Source organism: Nostoc sp. CHAB 5836, assembly GCF_020829445.1.
Taxonomy (GTDB): domain Bacteria; phylum Cyanobacteriota; class Cyanobacteriia; order Cyanobacteriales; family Nostocaceae; genus Nostoc.
This window is the reverse complement of the sequence record NZ_JAIVFV010000124.1, coordinates 1-21,042: the sequence shown is the minus strand read 5'-3', so window position 1 is coordinate 21,042 and position 21,042 is coordinate 1. Positions and strand designations below refer to the sequence as shown.

The following is a 21,042-nucleotide window of genomic DNA, read 5'->3' as shown; positions in this document are numbered from 1 at the left end:
ACTGTTGGGCCGCATCTTCTACAGCTTGATCTACAGTCTTTTCACCTAACATTGCTGCTTGCAAGTTTTCGTAAACTGCCTTTTGTAGTTTGTTAAAATCCTTCAAAGTCGGGGTTAATATTTCTGCCTTTGGTAGTTCTTTAGCACTCATAACTCGCGCTTTTTCTATTGTTGAAGCATTGGCTGGAACATCTTTAAAATAAGGATCAGACAATGCTTTGATTGTAGAAGGTAAAACATTTGCAGCTTTAGCAAAGGCTAACTGATTTTCGTCATTGGTGACAAATAAAGCAAACTTCAAAGCCTCGTCTGGTTGTTTGCTTTCGCGGGGAATAACTATGTTCATCACTGCGACATTTTTCTTACCTGTGTCACCAGTGAGTTGAGGTGCTATTCCCGAAGCTTGAGCAATTTTTGGGGCATTATTAGCGATCGTTTTCAGAAACTCTGGCCCCGAAGCTAGAAACACAGTCTCTCCAGATTGGTATAAATCGATCGCGTGGCGATGTCCTTGAGTTAAAGCTTCTTTCGGAAGCAACCCTTTTTTATACAAGTCTACCCAATACTGAAACGCTGCTTTACCTAGTGCTGAATTAAACGCCGCTTTACCATCAGCATCTATTAAGGTGACTCCCATTTGCACGAAAGATTCCAGCACTTCTCCGGAATCTTGCGGCACAAAAGTCACAAAAAAGGCATATTTCCCAGTCTTATCTTTAATTTGTTGCGCTACTTGTGCTAATTCTGCGTAGGTTGCAGGTGGGTTATTGATACCTGCCTGTTTTAATAAATCAGTGTTATAAATGGTTAGCCGTGTGGTGAGATACCAGGGAATCCCAAAACTCTTGCCATTAAGGGTGCTAGATTCCCAGATATTCGGTAGATAGGAGGAACGTACATCCTTTGGGACTTTCGCATCTAAATCTAACCAGGCATTTCGTCCGGCAAGTTGGGAAGCGAAACCCGGATTTAAGTTAACTACATCAGGTGGCGTTTTTGCGGAGACAGCTGTTAATATTTTGTTCTCCATTGCTGCCCAAGGGATATCAACCCAGTTAATCTTTATACCTGGATTTTGCGATTCAAAACTCGCAATTAGGGTTTTGAAGTAGTCGGTAAATTGAGGTTGGAGTTGCATTGTCCAAAACTCAACAGTTGCCGCTCCTGAAGTAGCTTGCTTTGTAGTTGTACCAACATTACCTGTGCTGCAACTTACAATCCAACTGGTTAATAAGCCAAGCAGTACTAAAGGAACAAGTTGTTTAAATTTTCGTAATTGAATCATTTTACCAGTATTTTTACGCTTGATCAGTGTGGAAAGCTTAGACAAAATTGTCGAGATTATAGGCTAAATAAATTACCTAGTACCAAGTCCATTTCTTAGTATCATTTAAATTTTCAATTTAGCAGTCCATCGGGCACAACAGTGGTAAAAAACTTCAAGAGTCTGTTTGGCAAATCGAAAAAAGGGGTCGGCATTGAACTTGCTCCTGAACGAATAAATGTAGTACAGCTACGCAAGCAGGGTCAAGGCTTGAAACTAGAAACCTTTACATCAGTACCAGTTCCAGAAGGTATTGTTACTGATGGTCAAATCACTGACTCTCCAGCAATGGCGGAACTAATCCAGCAGGCGCTAGCTGAGAGCAAAATTAAAACTTCTCGTGTTGCTACTGGTGTACCAGGGCGAGATTCCATCGTTCGGATCATACCAGTGCCAGCAGAGTTAGATGATAAAGAACTGCGAGAAATGGTGCTGAACCATGAAGCAGGTTTGTATTTACCCTATCCTCGTGAAGAGGCTGATGTCGATTATCAGAAACTTGGATACTTTGTAGATGAAGATGGCATTGAAAAAGTACACGTACTCTTAGTTGCCACCCGTAAGGAGATAACCGACACCTATATCAGGACTTTCGAGCAAGCAGGATTACAAATTAATGTTTTAGAAATTAACAGTTTTGCTCTGATTCGGACTATTCGCGAACAACTGCGTCAATTTGGGCCGCAAGAAGCAGCAGTACTAGTTGATATTGAGTTCGATAGTACAGAAATTGCCATCATCGTTAACGGAGTGCCGCAATTTTCCCGTACAGTCCCAATCGGCACTTATCAAATGCAAACTGCTTTAGCAAAGGTAATGAGCTTACCCACATCACGAGATATGGAACTGTTACACGGAATGATCATTCCCCAAACTTCTCTAGACGACGGAAAAACCGGCGTTACTGAACTCGATCCTGGTATAGCTGCCATATTGAGAGTATTGGGAGAACTAACAGATGAACTGCGCCGTTCCATCGATTTTTACCTCAATCAAAGTGAAAATTTGGAGGTAGCGCAGATTTTATTAGCTGGGCCAGGAGGTGGACTCCAACAGCTTGATGAATTTTTTACCCAACGATTGGGCTTGCCAACTATCCAAATAGATCCAATCGGGTCTTTGTCTTTGGAAGTTGACACTGATAAATATCCACAGGTACAACGCTCTGGCTTGGCGATCGTACTTGGTCTAGGAATGCGGGAGGTGTAATAAAATGTATAGCCTAGATGTTAACTTTCTTAAAGACCGCCCAGAATACCAAAAAAAGCCTGAGAGAAAGAGAGGAATAGCCTTAAACCTGCCTACGGGAAATTTGACACCACTGTATTTGGGAGTTGCACTAGGTGTAGGTCTTCCAGTTTTATTGGGAGTTGCTTGGTGGTTGTTGCAAGGGAAGATTGTTGAATTAGAGGGAACATTAGCACAACTAGAGCAAGAAAACAAGAGATTAGATACAGAAATTGGAAATCTTAACAAAATCAAAGCCGAGACGATCGCAATTAAAGGCGAAACCCAAGCTTTAGTAACTGTATTTGATCAGATTCGTCCTTGGTCAGCAATGCTGCAAGATTTGCGCGATCGCATTCCCGCAGCAGTGCAAATTAAGAGCATCAAGCAAATTCCACCCATTGCGCCACAACCAGGTCAGCCAGCAAACAATCCCGCCGGGGGATTAGAAATTAACGGCTTGGCTCGTTCTTTTAACGATGTCAATGATTTCTTATTGAGTTTAAAACAGTCTCAGTTTTTGAAGCCCACAGAAAGCAGAATTCTGACGGCGACGTTAGTAGATGCTCCCTTAACTCCAGGTGTGGGTCAACTTACTAAGGGTGTCATAATTAAGCCACCACAAGTAGTTGAATACACTATTCAATCGAGCATGAGCGATGTTCCAGCTTCAGAATTAATCCGGGAGTTAGAAAAAAAAGGCACAGTGGGGTTAGTGACTCGAATTCGTAGTATGCAACAAACAGGAGTCATTCCAAAATGACGCTGAGTGATGATTTAAATTTTGGCGAACAGGGGGGGGGATTCGAGCAGGCAACGCCAGCGTCTCCCGTGATATTTGGTATTACCTTCACACCAAAAATTATTGGGATATTAGTGGGGGTAATTGGTTTAGCGGGAGCAGTTTATGTATTGTTAAACTTGGTGATGCCTGCTTGGGAAAGCTATCAGCAGCAGCAAACAAAAGCTTCCGAACTGCAAGGGCAAATTGACCAAAAAAAAGCCAATGTCAAACAGATTGATCAAGTCAAAGACGAACTAGCACAGGCAAAACAGCAAAAAGTTCAGGTTTTAGGTTTATTTGCTAACGAAAAAACCTTAGATACATTGCTGTTGGATGTGAACCGTTTAATTGAGTCTGGCAATACTCCAACTTCTATTAATGCAGTGAGAGCCAAACTGAAGAAATTTGTGCCAGTTTCCCAAAAACCAGAACCAGTTATCGATGGAACTCTAGGGCTAAAGGTTGACGGGAAGCTGCAACGCAGCAGTATCAATGCCGAAATTACAGGAACTTATCAACAAACACAATCGATAATTCGTAACATTGAGCGTTTACAGCCATTGTTAATAGTTAAAGATTATCAATCAACTTTGGCTCCTGTAGAGTCAAGGTCCCCATTAGATAAAACGCCGATGCAGGTTGGGCCAGCAGCGATTAATACATCATTCCAATTACAGGTGTTGATGCCACTTAGTCCAGAAGAAATAGCGGCGGCGGCAGCTTTAGCTGCGGCGAAAAAGTAGTCAACTTAGAGCCAGGGCGAATAACCAGCGAATAGAATTCGCGGCTACACAGGCAAAGTCCGCCTTCGCGGACTAAGGAGAAATTGAGGGTTTTGTCTGTGTAGACGCGGTTTTTAACCGCCCTTTTATAGCCAGGGTGAATGGAATTCGCGGCTACACAAACGAAGTCCGCCTCCGCGGACTAAGGAAAATGAGGGTTTGAAACCCACGGAGGTGGGTTTTGTCTGTGTAGACGCGGTTTCTAACCGCCCTTTTATAGCCAGGGGGCGAATGGAATTCGCGGCTACACAAACGAAGTCCGCCTCCGCGGACTAAGGAAAAATTGAGCGTTTGAAACTCAAAATTGTTTGTAAACAAGGTTTTATTAGGTGAGGAATGAACTGTGAAACAGCTTCACGGTAATAGTTTTATTTTAGGTACTGCCGCTTTTGTGTTTTTGGCAGCTCAACCAGTTTGGGCACAAATTAGTCAAATTACTAATGTCCAGTTAAATCCAGTTAATGGTGGAATTAGTGTTGCTTTGAAAACTTCTTCTGGGTCGCGCCCCCAAATTTTCACTACAAAAAGAGGCAAGGCTTTAGTCGCAGATATTATTAATGCTCAATTACGATTACCACAAGGTAATAGCTTTCGTCAAGATAGCCCAGCACCAGGAATTGCATCTGTTGAGGTTAATCAGCTTGATGCTAATAGCGTCCGGGTGACGGTAACTGGTAGCAATAACGTACCTAGCAGTCAACCTGTGGTGCGATCGCCAAATGGAATTACACTCAGCTTTAGCCCATCGGCGGGTACTACAGCATCAGCACCAACGCCAACAGCGCCAACATCCACAGCACCGCCTATTACGGCTCCAGTCCAACCGGGTCAAAAGCCGAGTGTTCTCGTTCCTAACCCCCAAGTCACCATTGACGGACAACCTGCACAAGCTGCTGGGCCAGGTCAACCGATGAGTCAGGCTCCACCTTTCTTACCTAGAGCCGTCGCCCCACCGGTGGGAGATATTGCTATTTCCGCTACCGATGCTTCTCCTAGCACCATTGACTTAGGAACTCAGGAACGTGTACCCCGTTTGGTGCTGCGAGATGCGCCAGTGCGTGAGGTTTTGTCATTGCTTGCCCGTGCTGCTAGTTTGAACCTGGCTTATATCGGAGGTGATCAAACTGCTGCTGCTAATGCACCAGCAGTTTCTCAAACAATTTCGTTAGATATAGAAAACGAGCCAGTGCAAGATGTGTTTAACTACGTCTTGCGCTTGAGTGGTTTAGAGGCTAACCGCAGTAATCGCACAGTTTTTGTTGGGCCTAAACTACCCAATTCCACCCGTGACATGGTTATGCGTAGCCTGCGACTCAATCAGGTAACGGTAGGAGTTGCCATCAACTTTTTGGTTGGCTTAGGAGCAGAAAGTGCCATCAGCCGCGAACGACAAGTTACCAGCGTTAATGCTGTGCCTGTTGGGGCTGGAGCTGCGCCTGTCACTCAAACTCAGACGACCACGGAAAGCAGAGTTGAAACTCAACGCGTTAATTTTACAGACTCTAGTCCATTACTGAGAGGTTTACAGGCATTAGGAGATGAGCGCACTAATTCTCTAACCTTGATTGGCCCTCCCAGGCTAGTTGAGATGGCAATGGCTCAACTAACTCAGCTTGATATCCGCCGTCGTCAAGTGGTAGTTAACGTCAAGATTATCGATGTTAACCTCTTGAATACCCAGGATTACAACACTAGCTTTTCTTTTGGGGTTGGTAACAACTACTTTACTAATGATGGTGGTGCAGCATCTCTAAATTTTGGCGGTTCCAGACCAGCTACTAGCGCTGAAGTAGCAAACAATGTAAGCGGTGGGGCACCTGTTACAGCTAATCCCTATAGTGGTGGTAATACTTTCCTGGATTTAAATAACGCCGCTCCTATTCCCGGAACTGGAATAGGCAATAGAACAATTGTGAATGGGCAGTTACAACAACCTGATGTAGCAGGAGGGGCTGAATCATTCTTTAACCGTCGAGCGGGGGTTTCAGAGAATCCATTTCAAGGGGGTTTTACAGACTTTACTAGAGGAACACCAAATGTAAGCACTATTACAGATACTCCTGCTACTGCTGGTACTCCTGGTACTGCTGCTATTCCTGCTATTGCTCCAATTCCTGGTCGGATTGAAAACGGTGTGCTTATTCCTGGAGTTCCTGGAGTTCCTGGAGTTCCTGGTACTGCTGCGACTCCTGGTACTCCAGCCACTAGAGTTACTACATTCGCACCAGGAACTCTGGGAACAGCAACAGCTGCTTTACCATCTCTGTACCAGTTTCCCAAACGTCTTCTCGCTAGTTTGCAAGCTCAGATTACAAATGGCAACGCTAAGATTTTGACTGACCCGACCTTAATTGTGCAAGAAGGTCAACAGGCTCTTGTCAAACTCACCCAGGAAGTGGTAGGAAACATCAAGAGCGAAACAACTCGTGGTGATGGTAGTTCTGTACAAACTGTTACAGCTGAGAAAACAGACGTGGGTTTAACCCTAGCTGTTAAAATTGACCGGATTGACGACAATGGTTTTGTTTCATTGTCAGTAGCTCCCATTGTCAAAGCACCCCAATCTTCAGCTGTGCTGAATGTTTCAGGTAATAACCAAACAATATTTTTGGTGTCTGAGCGCTCTCTTAATTCTGGCTTAATTCGTCTGCGCGATGGTCAGACGCTAATTCTTTCAGGCATTATTCAAGACACAGACCGGACAACTATCTCCAAGATTCCTATTTTGGGTGATCTTCCACTGATTGGTTCGCTATTTAGAAGTACAAACAGAGCCAACCAGCGCAATGAGGTGATTGTATTGCTCACACCTCAGATTATGGATGACTCTGAAAATTCCTCCTACGGCTATAACTACACTCCCAGCCCAGAGGTGCGGCAAATCCTTGAGCGTCGAGGCTTGAAGGTTCCTGGCAGGTAATAAGGATAATGGACAAGGTGAGTCACTTCTAGCAAAGGCTCAGATCCCCGACTTCTTTAAAAAGTCGGGGATATTCTTGTTCACGAGTAGGATTAAGTTTAAATGTCATTTAACAATAAAAATACCCAATCACAATACAAGTAGTAACAATAGTAAGTAAATACTAACGAGTCAGGGCTATTTCATTCTCATCTAGCCCGCCTCAGAATGAATTCTGAGTCTAATAGCGAAAGTCGTCTAAAGACGACTGAGAAAAGGTTATAGTCCGTTTTAACGGACTTTAGCTATGAGCCAGGAACTTCAGTTCCGGGTGGTTTATGTCTAGAACGAAATACCCCTGCTAATGAGTTCAGAACAAGAGTTATTAACAAAGTGGCGTTCTCTTCCACAAGACAAACAAGAAGAAGTTTTAGATTTTGTTGAATTTCTTGGTTTGACAAACTCTGCAAATAAAATCCCATTGGGAGAACGTTTGCAGCAAATTCGTACTAAGATTGTTGCTTCTGGTAAACATTTATTAGATGAAGATGAAATCGAAAAAGAACTCGCCAGTCCCAGAGGTGGGCTACAGGGTAGAGAAGAATGAAAATAACTTATATTACAATACGCTTGGGTTAAGGATAATTGTAGATAATTGTAGGTTGGGTTGAACGAAGTGAAACCCAACAAACCCCGCGAAATGTTGGGTTTCGTTCCTCAACCCAACCTACGCAATACAAGGTTTTTGACGCTAACCCAAGCGTATTGACTTATATTAGGGACTTCCAAATAAAAAAAGATCCAACTATTTCTTGTGGGGTGGGCGACACGAGAGCCCATGATTAGGGGCGGGCAAGATGCCCACCCCACAAAATTGAATAATTTATTTCTTGGAAATCCCTTACGCCATGTGCAACTTTACTCTCAAACCTAACCCCCTTCCCGACGAGGGGGAAAATTCAAAGTCTCTCTCCTTCTAGGCTACGGTCTACACATAAGTTTGAAGTATTTTAAAAACCTCGATTTTACCCCACCCTAACCCTCCCCGTATGTATTGGGGAGGGAACCAGATTTTCTTGTTTCCCCCCAATATATCGGGGGGATTAAGGGGGGTAATTCGACTGTTTAAAAAAAACGTAAAACATTAAGTGTTTCAGTCAAAATTGCATCTGGTGCTGATTCAATTTCTTCGATAAGTTGTTCTTTTATTTTCATATTTACGCTTCTTTCAATGACATTTTTTAGTAATATAAAACAGCAAGTATGGTTGTGGCTACGTTAGCAGACCTCTAGCGTTAAAAATCTGTTCTGCGGTTAAATTCAATTTTGGGAAAGTAAGCGAGACGATGCAATCGCTGCCTCTAAATTGAGTAACTTGGTATTCACCATCGATTAATTGATAAATAGATATAGTAGGCTGTTTTGGATTCCCCGTGAACTTTTTAGCGCCTAGTCCGAGATAGTCTACAACCCAGTATTCAGGAATTCCAATACCCTCATACTTACCCTGTTTTGTGTAGTAGTCATCATCCCAGTTGGTACTAACTACCTCAACTACTAAAGGAATTGATGCTGCAAGGCTTACAGTTGATTCTTTTTTCCATAGCGGCTCATTTATTAAATTAGGGCGATTGAGTAATAGCACATCTGGGGAGTAACCAGATTCCGAATTAGTTGGTTTTACCAGCGCAGTTTTTGGGATTATATAAGGTAAATTTAATCGGTCAAATTCTACTGTTAGTTTTCTTGCTATAAAACCAACTACATCCTCATGGTCTCCTACTGGTTGTGCCATTTCAACAATCACTCCATCATGTAATTCATATCTTCCACCTTCGGGTCGCCACGCTGCAAAATCTTCAAAGGTTACTAGTTTTGGTATGGCTTGAGTCATAATTTATTACCTCTAGTAGTCGTTTTGATCATATCGCTTTCTTACCTTCAGCCTTAAGAGGTTGTTTGAAAAGTGGTTAGCTGTGATTTTAGGTACTTGTTGATCCCCCCTAACCCCCCTTAAAAAAGGGGGGAACCGGAAACCAAGTCCCTAACAGTAATATTAAGGGGTACAGTACTGGAAAAGGTTTGTTGTGGAGAACTGAACAATGGTGGCAATAACAACATCCGCAGAAAATCGGGTTTTACTCCAAAACATCAGCTGGCAGACATTTAAAACCATGCTGGCTGAAACGGGTTCAGAACGTAATTCCCGATTTGCTTATGACAATGGAATCTTAGAAATTATGACCCCACAAATGCCGCACGAGAACTCAAATCGCTTAATAGAAGTTTTTGTTGGCGTGTTGTGCGAAGAGTTGGGCTGGGAAATTAGACGCGCTGGTTCATTAACTTTAACGCGGGATGATTTACAGAAGGGAGCCGAGCCAGATAGTAGCTACTATATTCAAAATGAAGCATTAGTTCGAGATCAAGAAAATATTGACCTCGCCATTGACCCGCCCCCAGACCTTGTGCTGGAAGTGGAATATTCCAGGTCTGCAATAGACAAGCTGAGGCTTTATGCTGCGATCGCAGTCCCTGAGTTTTGGCGTTATAACGGCAATGTGCTGCGAGTCTACACCCTTGCAGATGGGCAATATTCAGAAGTCGAAACCAGCCCTACTTTTGCCCCGGTGTCAGTGAAGGAGATTCCTCGATTTATTCAAGAAACTAAAAAGAATGGGGAAATTGCTACTACCCGTGCTTTTCGGGCTTGGGTGCAACAAAAAATTTCTGTTGGGAAATAGTAAAATCATCACTAAAGCTAGCCTAATGGGTGAAATTACCCAAAATCCTGGGCAATGGGGGGGTCGCCCAGGTTTGTAGTCAGGACTTTAGTCCTTATTTTTTAAGCACTAAAGTGCTTACTACAAACTATTTTTCTTGACACTCTCCGACCTAAAGGTACGGAGATTCTTAAGAGATTACGCTCTTAATATCCTGATTTCTCAGGTTCCCAGGCTGACCACCTTTGCCCTATAGGGCGTAGTCATATCTCCAGAGAGAGTTTTTTGGGCGTAGACTTTCCCCCAGTCCGGGGGTAGGTTTTTAAATCTTGTACTGATTGGAGTATTTTACCATGTTCATCAACAAAATTGACTTAAGCCTTTAGGCTTGTGACCTGCTTTCATCCCGTGCCTGAAGTACGAAGTTCGGACACTTGCGTGTCCTGCTTCTCACGGGTTTTCAGCATTTCCCTTATAAATATTTAGTTAATCTCAGCAATAACTCTTCAAGATCGGTAATGAATCCCAACAAACGCTGACCATGTGCTATCTCCTCATTCCCCTATTTTCTTGGCGATCGCGGTTTTTAATAAGTATTTTTTCCTACTTTTAGGGTGGTTTTTCGGGAAATAAGTACTCTAATATTACAAAACATCCTGAAATCTATATAAATTAATGCTTTCATCTATCCACATCAGGCTGCAACACCTTAGAATGATTCATTGAAAAGTCGAGCCGATGGGATGTACAGCCGTTTTGAGTAAAAATACTCCCAAAGGATGATTTTTGGATTTCCGCGAATCGAGATTTCAGTACAGATGTATTAAGATCCATCGGTAAAAAATCTCAAGTAAACCTTCTGGAGTTTGACATGAACAAAGGTGAATTAGTTGATGCCGTAGCTGAAAAGGCTAGTGTTACCAAGAAACAAGCGGATGCAGTTTTAACTGCCGCGTTGGAAACGATTATTGAAGCGGTTTCCTCTGGTGATAAGGTGACATTGGTGGGATTTGGCTCATTTGAATCACGGGAACGTAAAGCCCGTGAAGGGCGCAACCCGAAAACAAATGAAAAGATGGAAATTCCAGCGACGAGGGTTCCTGCTTTCTCGGCAGGAAAACTGTTTAGAGAAAAGGTAGCACCCCCAAAAGCATAGGTTCTGTCTTCGGGAACCCTTTTTTAATGCGGCAACCTGGACACGGGGGAAATTTAGCCTGGGCAGCAGCACTGGCTGGCTGTCCCCCTGACGCTATTCTGGATTTTTCTGCAAGCATCAGCCCGTTGGGGCCTCCAAACAGCGCGATCGCTGCTATACTGTCCCAAATTAGTAATCTTAAGCACTATCCAGACCCAAACTATAGTGAACTGAGACTAGCTCTCAGTCACTTCCATCAATTACCTCCTGAGTGGATTCTGCCGGGTAACGGCTCCGCAGAATTACTCACTTTAATTGGTAGGGAATTAGCTCAATTAGCCGCGACAACTTTAATCACTCCAGCCTTTGGCGACTACTACCGAACCTTGGCAGCGTACAACGCTAAAGTGCTGGAGTGTCCTTTGTCATTGGTGAGCCAGTGCGGTCTTCTCCCAAGGGGAGACGCTTTAGCGCATGGGGGTTTCCCCCATGAGCAACTGCGAACCCGAAGGGTCACTGGTCATTGGTCATTATTCCTTAACAAAGGACAAAGGACAAATGACAAAGGACTATTGTTGAATAATCCCCACAACCCAACCGGAAAGCTGTTTTCACGGGACTCTATTTTGCCCTACCTGGAGCAATTTGCTTTGGTGGTGGTGGATGAAGCATTTATGGATTTTGTGCCACCTAATGAGGAACAAAGCCTGATTCCGGTAGTACAGGAATATGCAAATTTAGTAATATTGCGATCGCTGACCAAATTTTACAGTCTCCCAGGACTGCGATTAGGATATGCGATCGCACATCCCGACTGTTTGGCTAAATGGCAGCTATGGCGTGACCCCTGGCCTGTAAACACCCTAGCGGCGGCGGCAGCAATAGCAGCACTCCAGGATACAGAGTTTCAACAGCAAACTTGGACATGGCTACCATCGGCACGAAACCAACTCTTTCAGGGTTTGGCTAAAACACCAGGATTGCAACCCCAAGTAAGTGCTGCTAATTTTTTATTAGTTGAGTCTCAAAAATCAACTTCGCAGTTACAGCGAGAATTACTCAAGCACCATCAGATTTTAATCCGCGATTGCCTTAGCTTTAAAGAACTAGGCGATCGCTTTTTCCGAGTTGCTGTCCGTGAAAAGTCCGATAACCAACGCTTACTCACAGCGCTAAAAGAGAGTTAGGAGTTATAAGTTAGGAGTTATAAGTTATAAGTTGAAGAAGGGTTTTAACTCCCAACTCCCAACTCCCAACTCCCAACTCCTAACTCCTAACTCCTAACTCCTAACTCCTAACTCCTAACTCCCAACTCCTAACTCTAAATTCACGTGACCGTTGACTACGATGTAGTAATTATTGGCGGCAGTCTTGCTGGATACTACGCTGCCCTGGCCGCAATCCAACTACGTGCTACAGTTGCCCTGGTGGAACCCAAAATAGACTACGGGTTTACTCATCACCATGCTCTTACCGAAATTGGCAAACTGGCGCAGCAGTTGAATAATGCCGCTATTTGTGGTATTCATGCCACACATACTGATACCTTAGAAGAATGCCAAATATCTATGGCATGGCAAGAAGCGATGCTGTATGCTCAATGCGTCGCCTCAAATCTCAAAGAACAGCATTCCCCGGCCATCCTAGCCGCGCAGGGAGTCGATTTGATCATTGGCAGTGGTCAATTTCAGTCTTCACCGCAACTGGCTTTTGCTGTTAACAATCGCCTACTACGCGCCCGTACTTATTTGCTAGCCACTGGTTCGCGTCCAAAAATTCCGGAGATTGAAGGATTACAAACCACTGGCTACCTAACCCTTTATAATATTTGGCAATCCTTACAGGGAGCGACATTACCCCAAAATTGGGTAATTATCGGCGGAATTCCCCAAAGTATTGAAATCGCTCAAATTTTAGCACGCTTTGGTTGCAATGTGACGTTGGTAGTCAAGCATCCTTATGTTCTACCCCATCTTGACCCTGAGATCGCCATATTGCTTCAGGCACAGTTGGAAGTTGAAGGTGTGCGCGTCCTCACCGAAAAATCAGTAACTCAGGTGAAGTTAATTGAGGATAAAAAGTGGATTCAAGCAGGAGATAAGGCAATTGAAACTGATGAAATTTTAGTTGCGACTGGACAACAGCCGAATCTTGAATCTCTAAATTTGGCAAGAGTAGGTGTGAAATGGCGTCAGCGTAGCTTAGTAGTGAATGAGAAACTGCAAACCACTAATCACCGTATTTACGCTTGTGGTGATGTAATTGGTGGTTACGACTTTGCCAATATCGCTAATTATGAAGCAAAAATTGCCCTAAATAATGCACTCTTTTTCAACAGGTTACGAGTAAATTATCAATCCATTCCTTGGGCAATATTTTCTGTGCCGATGCTAGCGCAAGTGGGTTTGACAGAGGCGCAGGGAAAACGGCAATTTGGTCGAGATAAAGTTTTGGTTTTGCGACAGTATTTTAAAACAGTGGCAGCAGCTCAACTTCGGGACGAAACCACTGGTATGTGTAAAATAATTGTGCTATGCGATGGTGAAATTTTAGGAGCTTCGATATTGGGGGGAGAAGCTGGAGAATTAATTAATTTGATTGCTTTGGCAATGTCACAAAAAATTAAAGTCAAAGATTTAGCAAAATTATCTCCCGTCTATCCCAGTTTTTCAGAAATTTTGGAACAAACTGCAAGAGAGTGGAGTAAGCAAAAGTTAAATAGCAATATTGCTTTGCAAGAGTTTTTAGAAGGCTTCTTCCATTTCCGTCGCAATTGGAATTTGTGAGTTGGAACCCACATTTCGCACTTCAAAATGTAATACAGCATTGCCGCAAATAATGTTACTAAGACTGACAAATTTATCTAGTATTAATACGTATATTACTTTGTAGGTGTGCGATCGCTAAACCTAAGCTTTATATTACATTGTGTAACACAAAAGCGTAAACACAAGTGTGATTATTTCCTTCAGAGATTGAGAAGGAAATAAAGATAAAGAAGGATTGAAAGTATTTTGAGTGATAAAAAAGTGATAAAATTAGGAGAAAGCTTTCATAAATGAAACCGAAAAAAATGAATTATCAAAAAGAAGAACCAGTTAGAAAAAATTTGGATCACTTAGGATCAGATAAAGGAAATGAAAATTATTGAGGAGGAAATTAAAAATAAAAAAGTATACTACTAATTGAAGTGCGGAATGTGGGTTACAAGTCAACGGCGATAGCCTGGAGCGGACAATGGTGCGGGAGAAGGATGTGGAGCATTTTCTCAAGCTGGCTGAACATTCCGGCACGAAACTGATGCAGGAGATTTCAGCGTTGAAACAGCGATAAGGGGCTTTGGAGAAAAGCTAATGTAACCCGTTCTGCCCAAAACGTGCGAGAAGTTCTTCCCGTGAGAGATTTGAGAGCGATAACAGTAGGCTACTAAACTCAGACGTAGGTAATGCTGTTAACGGATTGACTATTGCCTCTAACTCTTCGTCAATGACCCCAAACCGACTAACTAGAAGATTTCGGATAATATCGTGCCGTTCTTCTTGTCGCCCAATGCGCTCGATGCTGCTAATATATGGCATTTGGTTTTCCTCCTCGAATTGTCTCAGTTCATCTCTAAAGGTGAGTTCCAACGGTTCTGGCAACCGCATCATTCTGTCCAGTATCCCGAATATCTCTAGGATATCTTGTCGGCTGTATCCACGCTTGTAAAGCCCTTTGATTAGACGCAGTTTCCATCGCAACCGCTCTCTTGCTGCCTGAGTTGTATTTTGGGTTTTGCGATGCGCCATCACCACTACGGCAAAGGGGTTATCGCTTGATTCCAGCATTTCCCACTCATAATCTAATAACTTGACAATCGGAAACCGCAGCCGCATCTCGCAGCCCCAGCGCCCGTAGCCGTATTCCTGTGGTCGCCAACTCGGTTGCTCGTCCCCTAACACCGCCAGACTCACCACTTCTCGGTCATAACGGTCGTAAATCCGATAGTGGTAGGTGAACATGCGCTTGGCAAACCCGATGTCCGTCTGGCTTTGCAATTCAATGTGCAAGAGGAGCCATGCTTCTTCTCCTCCCTTGAGCCACACCTTGAGCAGCTTATCGACAAAGCGCGTTCCGACTTCAGCATCCTGGACAATCTGTTGGAACTCTTTGTCGAGAAATTCATAACCCCGCTCCCAGGCGATCGCCTGATGCGCTTCAGGGAAGAAGAAGGCGACGAATGGCTCAAAATACTGTTCAATGGCAACTTTCCACGATTCGTCGTAATTCGCAGAGACGTTAGTTTCCGGTTCCGTCATGTCGTTACAACTGCTAACACCTCTCAAATGTTACCAGGACGTTTGATCACAAGGCGGCAGCGAAAGCCAAGCAGTCACATTCTTAATAAAGCCTATTCTCTTTACTAACTGGCAGAAATAGTCGCACCATACCTAATGTAAACAAAGTCAGATAACTCATCTCTTCAGAAAGAGGAATTTGTAGTTTAAATTCTTCCAATTCGGCACGTGGCAGGACTTGGGGTTCACCTCTTGCTGTCGTTCCCAGTTTAGGAAAATATTTTGGAGGTCTTAACACTTCAAAGTGAGTACTGACTAACACATTTGTTGAAGTAACACCATAGCTCCCCCAAATCACTATCGATGCTTTTTTCTGCTCTCCTTCTGCACGAGCAATCTCACTGCCTTGCTGTTCAGTAATAGTTTTGTCTAGCGCTTGCACCTTGACATCAGCATAGGGTTCGGTGGCACGTCGCAGGTTCTCAATAATTGTTATTGTGACTTTATAGTCTTTTGGTTCAACTCCAACAAAGTCTTTAGGTTCAACTCCATCAAAATTAGCAATCAACTTCTTTAACCAAACAGTATTGAGTCGGAGACTGGGAACGAGGCGAATTACGAATTATTTTAAAATGCCTGCATTACTATCCACACTACCCCAGCTGCTACTAGAGGTACGCTGAGGTTATCTGTGCCGTGGGGTGAGACTGCCTCTGCTAGGGTGGCAAAAGTAGCAGTTACCACCGCCGTCAACAATGCCGACCCTAAACTTAAAGGCTTTGCTAGAGGACTCAGGGATGAACCGGGTAGTAGCAACAGCACTAAGAAAATTACTACTGTAGTCGCCACAAACATTGCTACCGAACCTTCCCAGGAACGCACAGAATTTCCTACTTGGTATTTATGCTGCCCGAAGCGTCTACCGATTAATGCTGCTAGTGCATCACCCCAGGTCATCGCCATTATTCCAGCAACAGCGATCGCAACGTTATCTATTGGCCCATCTGGTCGCCACAATAGTCCGAAAAGTAGCGTCACTGAGATAGCGAAATAAACTGTACCAGGTGAGCTATCCTGAGTATCCATTGCGCCGATGATTCGGTAGCGGTAAAGCAGGTAGTTAAGTCCGATAAATGTAGAAAAAGGTATAATCCCGATTTGCCAGTTGTTAAACAGTCGCAGGATAGCGAAAACCCACATCCCTGCACCAATATGGATTACTTTGCGGGTCAAATCTGGCTTCACACCAAACAGCCTACGCAGTCCCTCGCCAATGACAAGCAGACTAGTCGCGTAAATATAAGAAATTGCTAACCCAATAAAATCATTGTTAGTCATTTGTCATTTGTCATTTGTCATTTGTCATTTGTCATTTGTCATTTGTCATTTGTCATTTGTCATTTGTCATTTACTCGCTGCTCCCTCATCCCCCTCATCCCCCTGCTTCTTCACTTGGATCGATCGCTATTTCGTCTAAAGTTCTTTTCTGCTAACGATACGCTGCCAATACCTTGAAGAATACCACGACCGATTAAACCTAAACCCCGACCAATTATTTGGGTGAGGATGAAGACCATACCACTACCTACAAAAGCTAATAGTGATTTGAAGCGTGGTGCGATCGCATCACTAAATTCTAGAAGCAATGTCACTACTAAAGGAATATTAGAAAGTTTTTCTAACTCCTGATTTCGAGGAGCATAAACTGAAGTATTGGCAATGCCACGAGGCGCAATTACAAATAGATCATACCGACTTTCAAAAACTGCTTTTGGCTCATCTATATAATTTCTTACTCGGTATTTCCACGACAAATCATTTCTAAATCGTTCAATCTCTCTTGTGGAAAACAATTTGCGTCCATAAAAATTCTGTTTAATCTCTTCTACATCTGCTAGGGAATTTAACAGTGGTTGCACTACCCCATTTCCTACCTGAATCAACAAGTTTTCTAAAATCATTAATGCTTGGGTCTTAGCTTCAGCACTTACTACTGGATAAGAGTTATTATCAATATTTAATTCTGTTTGAAATAGTAGATAACAATACAACTCATAAACTAGCGGAATCTTATTGAGAATATCTCTTTGCACAATTTCGGCATTTTGTAGCAACAGATTAACAATTTCTATATTTTTATTTCTTAATTTTACTCGGGAAAATTTACCAAAAAAATCTGTAATGGCTGCTTGCCATAAATCGCCTAACAGCGTAGCTTTTACCTCACATAATTGATTTATTTCAATTTTAAAAGTACGCAGTTCATCCAACTGTTCAGCTAATTTTTGCAGGATAATATAAAGTAATTCCCGTTTTTTATTTTCACGAAAGATGTCAATTTCTAAAGGGATATTTGTGACATTTTGCAAAGGAAATTGAAGTTTGTTAACACAATCTGCAAACAAGGCAGATTGTAGGATTCCCGGACTAAGTAAAGGTGACACAATTTGCTGTTGAATGGCACTACTCAATGAAGCCGTGAGAGGCTGATCATCAACAACGGGAATAGGTTCCTCTTGCCTTTCTTGTGGTGAAACCAGCAACCGATTTAGCAACCAACGAGCCGCTAAGAGTTCTCGCCGCCGTCCAGCTAGAATTGCTCGATCTAGTACTGGTAGTCCGGGAACTTGTAATTGTGCTGTTACTGCGGCTAAGGTTGCATCAATGTGAGCAATTCCTGACAAATGTAAATTATTTCGTAGTTTAAAGAAGGGGAGTGGGGAGGAGTGAGGAGTGAGGAGTGAGGAGTTAGGAGTTGTGATTGCTTGCATGTGTTCGAACCAATAGGAACCACCATCTGCAACTTGTTGGATGGCGGCGACTAACTCAGTAAGTGGTGTGCCTTTGGGACAGTAGCCATTTACACCAATGTGTTTGGCTGCCAATAGCAGTCCTTGTTCTTGAACTGAACTGAGGAGCAAAATTGGCAGGTTGGGATATAAGGCTCTGAGTTGGCGACAGAATTGTAAACCTAGCTGTTGACTGGTGGTGGAGCGACCGTTACCGAATTCTAAAACCACCAAATTTAATTGATTAGGGTCTTCTTGGGCAATTTCTGCTAAAATCTGCAAGGCAACGGTGTCAGTTTCTACCGATGCGATCGCTTCCAGGTTAGGAATTGCTTCCAGAGCTACCCCTAATCCCAGACGAAAAATCGGGTCTTGGTCGATTAACAATAATTTTAGATGGCGATCGCTCATAGGAATATACGGGATGCGGGAAACTCAGTGTCTTTAGACCTGAGAGGAAAGCGGCACGAGCGATTTTAATCGCCGTGGTATTTATGGTAAAATTAAATTGTGAGTAAGAACAAAAAACATCTACGTGTTGAAGCATCCTAGTACGGAGAAATCCCGGCTCCTGTGAAACAACGGTTAGATTTGTCTAACGGCAGTGTCAACAACCCAGCCCTAAAGGGACTGAAGCTCTGTAAGAGCTATGTTGACCCGACCACCCTGAGCGTAGTCGAAGGGTAGCCGTTATTTGAGTCACGACACCTTGGGATACGCAGCCAGTCCCTCGCTCTGTCGCTTGTAATTAAACAAAACTAAGGTCACTGGTTTAGTGTTGCAAGCCTAACAAGCTCTTATAACAGGTCAAGGCTAACATTACCCCGTAAGGGAGGCTCGTTTGAGCAAAACATTATGCGTACAGGGTTGTGAGGTTTGAAATGGTAATTGTCCCATTGAAAGTACATCACAAAAGTACACCAAATTTCCCAACTCCAAGGCGGTAATGAAAAAAGATTGAAGGCGGTTAAAACCGCACGAGTCGTTTCCCTCTCAGCACTAAAGTGGCTGAGTTTCCCACTTACCGCGAGGTCTTATGACGAGAAAGAGCAAGCAATGGCAGGTTGTGGAGCGTACCGCGACGTGTCTAGTGTAATGGATTCTGAAAGCATTAGATATCTCCGAAAAAGAATGTAGAGACGTAGCAGTGCTACGTCTCTACAAGGGTTCTGGGTAACGCATATTTAATTTCACTCCTACGTCTATAGCGCTTGCTAATCACATGAGATATATCCTCCCTTGCGAGGAGGAGGGCTATTTCATTCTAGACATAAACCACCCGGAACTTCAGTTCCGGGCTGATAGCTAAAGTCCGTTAAAACGGACTATAACTTTTTCTCAGTCGTCTTTAGACTACTTTCGCTATTAGACTCAGAATTCGTTCTGAGGCGGGCTAGATGACAATGAAATAGCCCTGGGGGGTTGGGGGTCGGGTTCAGTACCTACTCAACTCAGAACCGCTATAGTACAATACGGTTCACAAAAGGGCTGAAACTCTTTTTTTTACGTAGACGCAAACGCGAGTGCGTCTGGTAAGAGTTGCGGCTTGCCGCAGGCTACCACTCCAGGCGCAGAGAACACAGAGGGAAGAGAGAAAGAGAAGGGGGAAATGCTTAACTCAACTGTATTGCGCTGTAGTAGATTTCTGTGATGACAACGATGATGATCAGACAGTTCTTTGGCAATAATTCCCTTGGGGGGTCGAGAGTGGGGGAGACGAGGGCGTTAGCCCTCTTGCGGGTTACGGTAGCCAAAAAAGTTAATACTGTAGTCAGTAATCCGCACTCCTGTTTGTTCTTCAATTTTGCGGATCAAATCTTCTGGCAATTCTACATGAACATCGAGAATTTGATTTGTATCTATACAGTTGACATGACTGTGTGAGTCACTGATATTGCCGTACAAACGACCATCACAGCGTTCAATACACTCGATGATTCCTTGAGTTGACAACGCTTCTAAATTTTGATAAACAGAAGTATGACCGATCTCTTTGCCTTGTTGGTTCAAGCGATCGTAGATCTCTCTTGCAGCAAGGTGTTCATTTGCTTGCCAAAGTAATTCCAGAATAAAGCGACGCTGACGACTGACGCGCATACCCAGGACTTGACAGCGCTCAAGGGCATCTTCTAAGGAACGAATTGGTTTTGTGGAAATTGTTTGTTTTTGCATATTACAGCTTGTTAACTGTTGGGGAAATTTTCCCATTTCAACGTTTATTGGTTATTTAATATATGCAATAATATTGCACACCGCTCTTTTACCTATACTTGTGTTTTGGCTTTTGATGCTGCGGAAGTTACAGGTGGCGATAATGTTTTTTTTGCTTCTTGACGGCTACTTTGCCAGACCTTAATCTAAAACAAACTCATTACAACTTTAACTTAAAATTGTTGTAAATGTCCACTTTGGGGTGTTTATCTAGCGTCAATCCCTGAAAACTGCTACTGTATATTGTCGATCCTACAGTTGAGCATCAAGAAAGTGGCTGCTGAATCAATAACAATTGCGATCGCACTCAATAATGACTTCATTAACAATCTGGATCTATCGCCTGCGTCAACGGTGATTGAAAAACTGCTGCAAGATGGAATCGCATCCTATGAACAGCAGCTGCGCTTTGATATCAATTACCATCTTGAACCTGGCGACCCACGGGAACTCTCAGAAATTCCAGAGGTGCGGCTGTGGTTTGTGCGCCTAGATGCCAAATACCCCTGGTTAGCATTTTTACTAGATTGGAAAACTGGAGAATTTGCTCGTTATGCCGCCATGCTTGTACCACACCAGTTCAGTTCCAAAGATGGCATTCAGTATAATCCTGAAGCCTTAGAAATATTTTTGATGCACAAAATCTTTGTCTTAGGTGATTGGCTTAAACAGCAAGATATCCCCAGCCTCTCGCGCCTGAAGTCCATGGCCCAAATACTGGGTTATGAATTAGATGATGCTTTTTTTGAGATATTTTAAGGCAATAAGTAGAGCGACGCAAATAAAGCTAACTGGCTAAGGCTGTCATTTGTCATTTGTCCTTCGTCATTTGTAAGGGTTTAAGGTGTATTTACGTTTCGTAACATAGTTTGGTTTATTCTTGCCGACTTA

The 21,042-nt window shown here is 43.3% G+C and carries 17 protein-coding genes; 10 read left to right on the top strand and 7 right to left on the bottom strand.

Annotated features, from left to right (window positions below):
- Positions 1-1,285 (bottom strand): sugar ABC transporter substrate-binding protein (locus LC605_RS22090; protein WP_229549673.1); only part of this gene is annotated, 1,285 nt, incomplete at its 3' end.
- A 141-nt stretch (positions 1,286-1,426) separates the two neighbouring features.
- On the opposite strand from LC605_RS22090, the gene pilM reads away from it, so the two are divergent.
- From pilM to LC605_RS22065, 5 genes are all read left to right on the top strand, one after another.
- A complete protein-coding gene (pilM, locus tag LC605_RS22085; RefSeq protein WP_229549672.1) occupies positions 1,427-2,533 on the top strand; it encodes a type IV pilus assembly protein PilM in 1,107 nt (368 codons plus the stop codon).
- A 4-nt stretch (positions 2,534-2,537) separates the two neighbouring features.
- Positions 2,538-3,314, top strand: coding sequence for a PilN domain-containing protein (locus LC605_RS22080; protein ID WP_229549671.1), 777 nt, complete (start codon positions 2,538-2,540; stop codon positions 3,312-3,314).
- Complete coding sequence (locus LC605_RS22075; protein ID WP_229549670.1) at positions 3,311-4,078, top strand: pilus assembly protein PilO; 768 nt, start codon at positions 3,311-3,313, stop codon at positions 4,076-4,078. The genes LC605_RS22080 and LC605_RS22075 overlap by 4 nt, the downstream gene beginning before the upstream one ends.
- 382 nt (positions 4,079-4,460) lie before the next feature.
- A complete protein-coding gene (locus tag LC605_RS22070) occupies positions 4,461-7,037 on the top strand; it encodes a type IV pilus secretin family protein (protein WP_229549669.1) in 2,577 nt (858 codons plus the stop codon).
- 343 nt (positions 7,038-7,380) lie between these two features.
- Positions 7,381-7,623, top strand: coding sequence for a hypothetical protein (locus LC605_RS22065; RefSeq protein ID WP_229549668.1), 243 nt, complete (start codon positions 7,381-7,383; stop codon positions 7,621-7,623).
- A gap of 666 nt (positions 7,624-8,289) precedes the next feature.
- On the opposite strand, the gene LC605_RS22060 is transcribed toward LC605_RS22065, so the two are convergent.
- The gene (locus tag LC605_RS22060; protein ID WP_229549667.1) at positions 8,290-8,910 is read right to left on the bottom strand and encodes a Uma2 family endonuclease; all 621 of its coding nucleotides are present in this window, start codon (positions 8,908-8,910) and stop codon (positions 8,290-8,292) included.
- A 208-nt stretch (positions 8,911-9,118) separates the two neighbouring features.
- On the opposite strand from LC605_RS22060, the gene LC605_RS22055 reads away from it, so the two are divergent.
- From LC605_RS22055 to LC605_RS22040, 4 genes are all read left to right on the top strand, one after another.
- A complete protein-coding gene (locus LC605_RS22055; protein ID WP_229549666.1) occupies positions 9,119-9,760 on the top strand; it encodes a Uma2 family endonuclease in 642 nt (213 codons plus the stop codon).
- An 850-nt stretch (positions 9,761-10,610) separates the two neighbouring features.
- Complete coding sequence (locus tag LC605_RS22050) at positions 10,611-10,895, top strand: HU family DNA-binding protein (RefSeq protein WP_010998076.1); 285 nt, start codon at positions 10,611-10,613, stop codon at positions 10,893-10,895.
- Between the two features lie 26 nt (positions 10,896-10,921).
- Positions 10,922-12,061, top strand: coding sequence for a threonine-phosphate decarboxylase CobD (cobD, locus tag LC605_RS22045; RefSeq protein ID WP_229549665.1), 1,140 nt, complete (start codon positions 10,922-10,924; stop codon positions 12,059-12,061).
- Between the two features lie 144 nt (positions 12,062-12,205).
- Entirely contained in the window at positions 12,206-13,660 is a 1,455-nt protein-coding gene (locus tag LC605_RS22040) for an NAD(P)/FAD-dependent oxidoreductase (RefSeq protein WP_229549664.1), read from the top strand.
- Between the two features lie 564 nt (positions 13,661-14,224).
- Here LC605_RS22040 and LC605_RS22035 read toward each other — a convergent pair.
- The 5 genes from LC605_RS22035 to LC605_RS22015 all read right to left on the bottom strand — a co-directional run bounded on the left by LC605_RS22035 (position 14,225) and on the right by LC605_RS22015 (position 20,112).
- Positions 14,225-15,172, bottom strand: coding sequence for a transposase (locus LC605_RS22035; protein ID WP_229549663.1), 948 nt, complete (start codon positions 15,170-15,172; stop codon positions 14,225-14,227).
- 82 nt (positions 15,173-15,254) lie between these two features.
- Positions 15,255-15,719 (bottom strand): hypothetical protein, encoded by a 465-nt coding sequence (locus LC605_RS22030; protein ID WP_229549662.1) that lies wholly within the window; start codon positions 15,717-15,719, stop codon positions 15,255-15,257.
- A gap of 59 nt (positions 15,720-15,778) precedes the next feature.
- Positions 15,779-16,489: a diacylglycerol/polyprenol kinase family protein gene (locus LC605_RS22025; protein WP_229549661.1), complete on the bottom strand. Its 711-nt coding sequence runs from the start codon at positions 16,487-16,489 to the stop codon at positions 15,779-15,781.
- Between the two features lie 110 nt (positions 16,490-16,599).
- Positions 16,600-18,351 carry a DUF3685 domain-containing protein gene (locus LC605_RS22020; RefSeq protein ID WP_229549660.1) on the bottom strand — a complete coding sequence of 584 codons (1,752 nt, stop codon included), beginning with the start codon at positions 18,349-18,351 and terminating at the stop codon, positions 16,600-16,602.
- Positions 18,352-19,665: 1,314 nt separating this feature from the next.
- Positions 19,666-20,112: a Fur family transcriptional regulator gene (locus LC605_RS22015; protein ID WP_229549659.1), complete on the bottom strand. Its 447-nt coding sequence runs from the start codon at positions 20,110-20,112 to the stop codon at positions 19,666-19,668.
- Between the two features lie 327 nt (positions 20,113-20,439).
- Here LC605_RS22015 and LC605_RS22010 point away from each other — a divergent pair, with 327 nt between their 5' ends.
- Positions 20,440-20,910, top strand: a complete 471-nt coding sequence (locus LC605_RS22010; RefSeq protein ID WP_229549674.1) for a CRR6 family NdhI maturation factor — start codon at positions 20,440-20,442, stop codon at positions 20,908-20,910.
- The last annotated feature ends 132 nt before the right edge of the window (positions 20,911-21,042 follow it).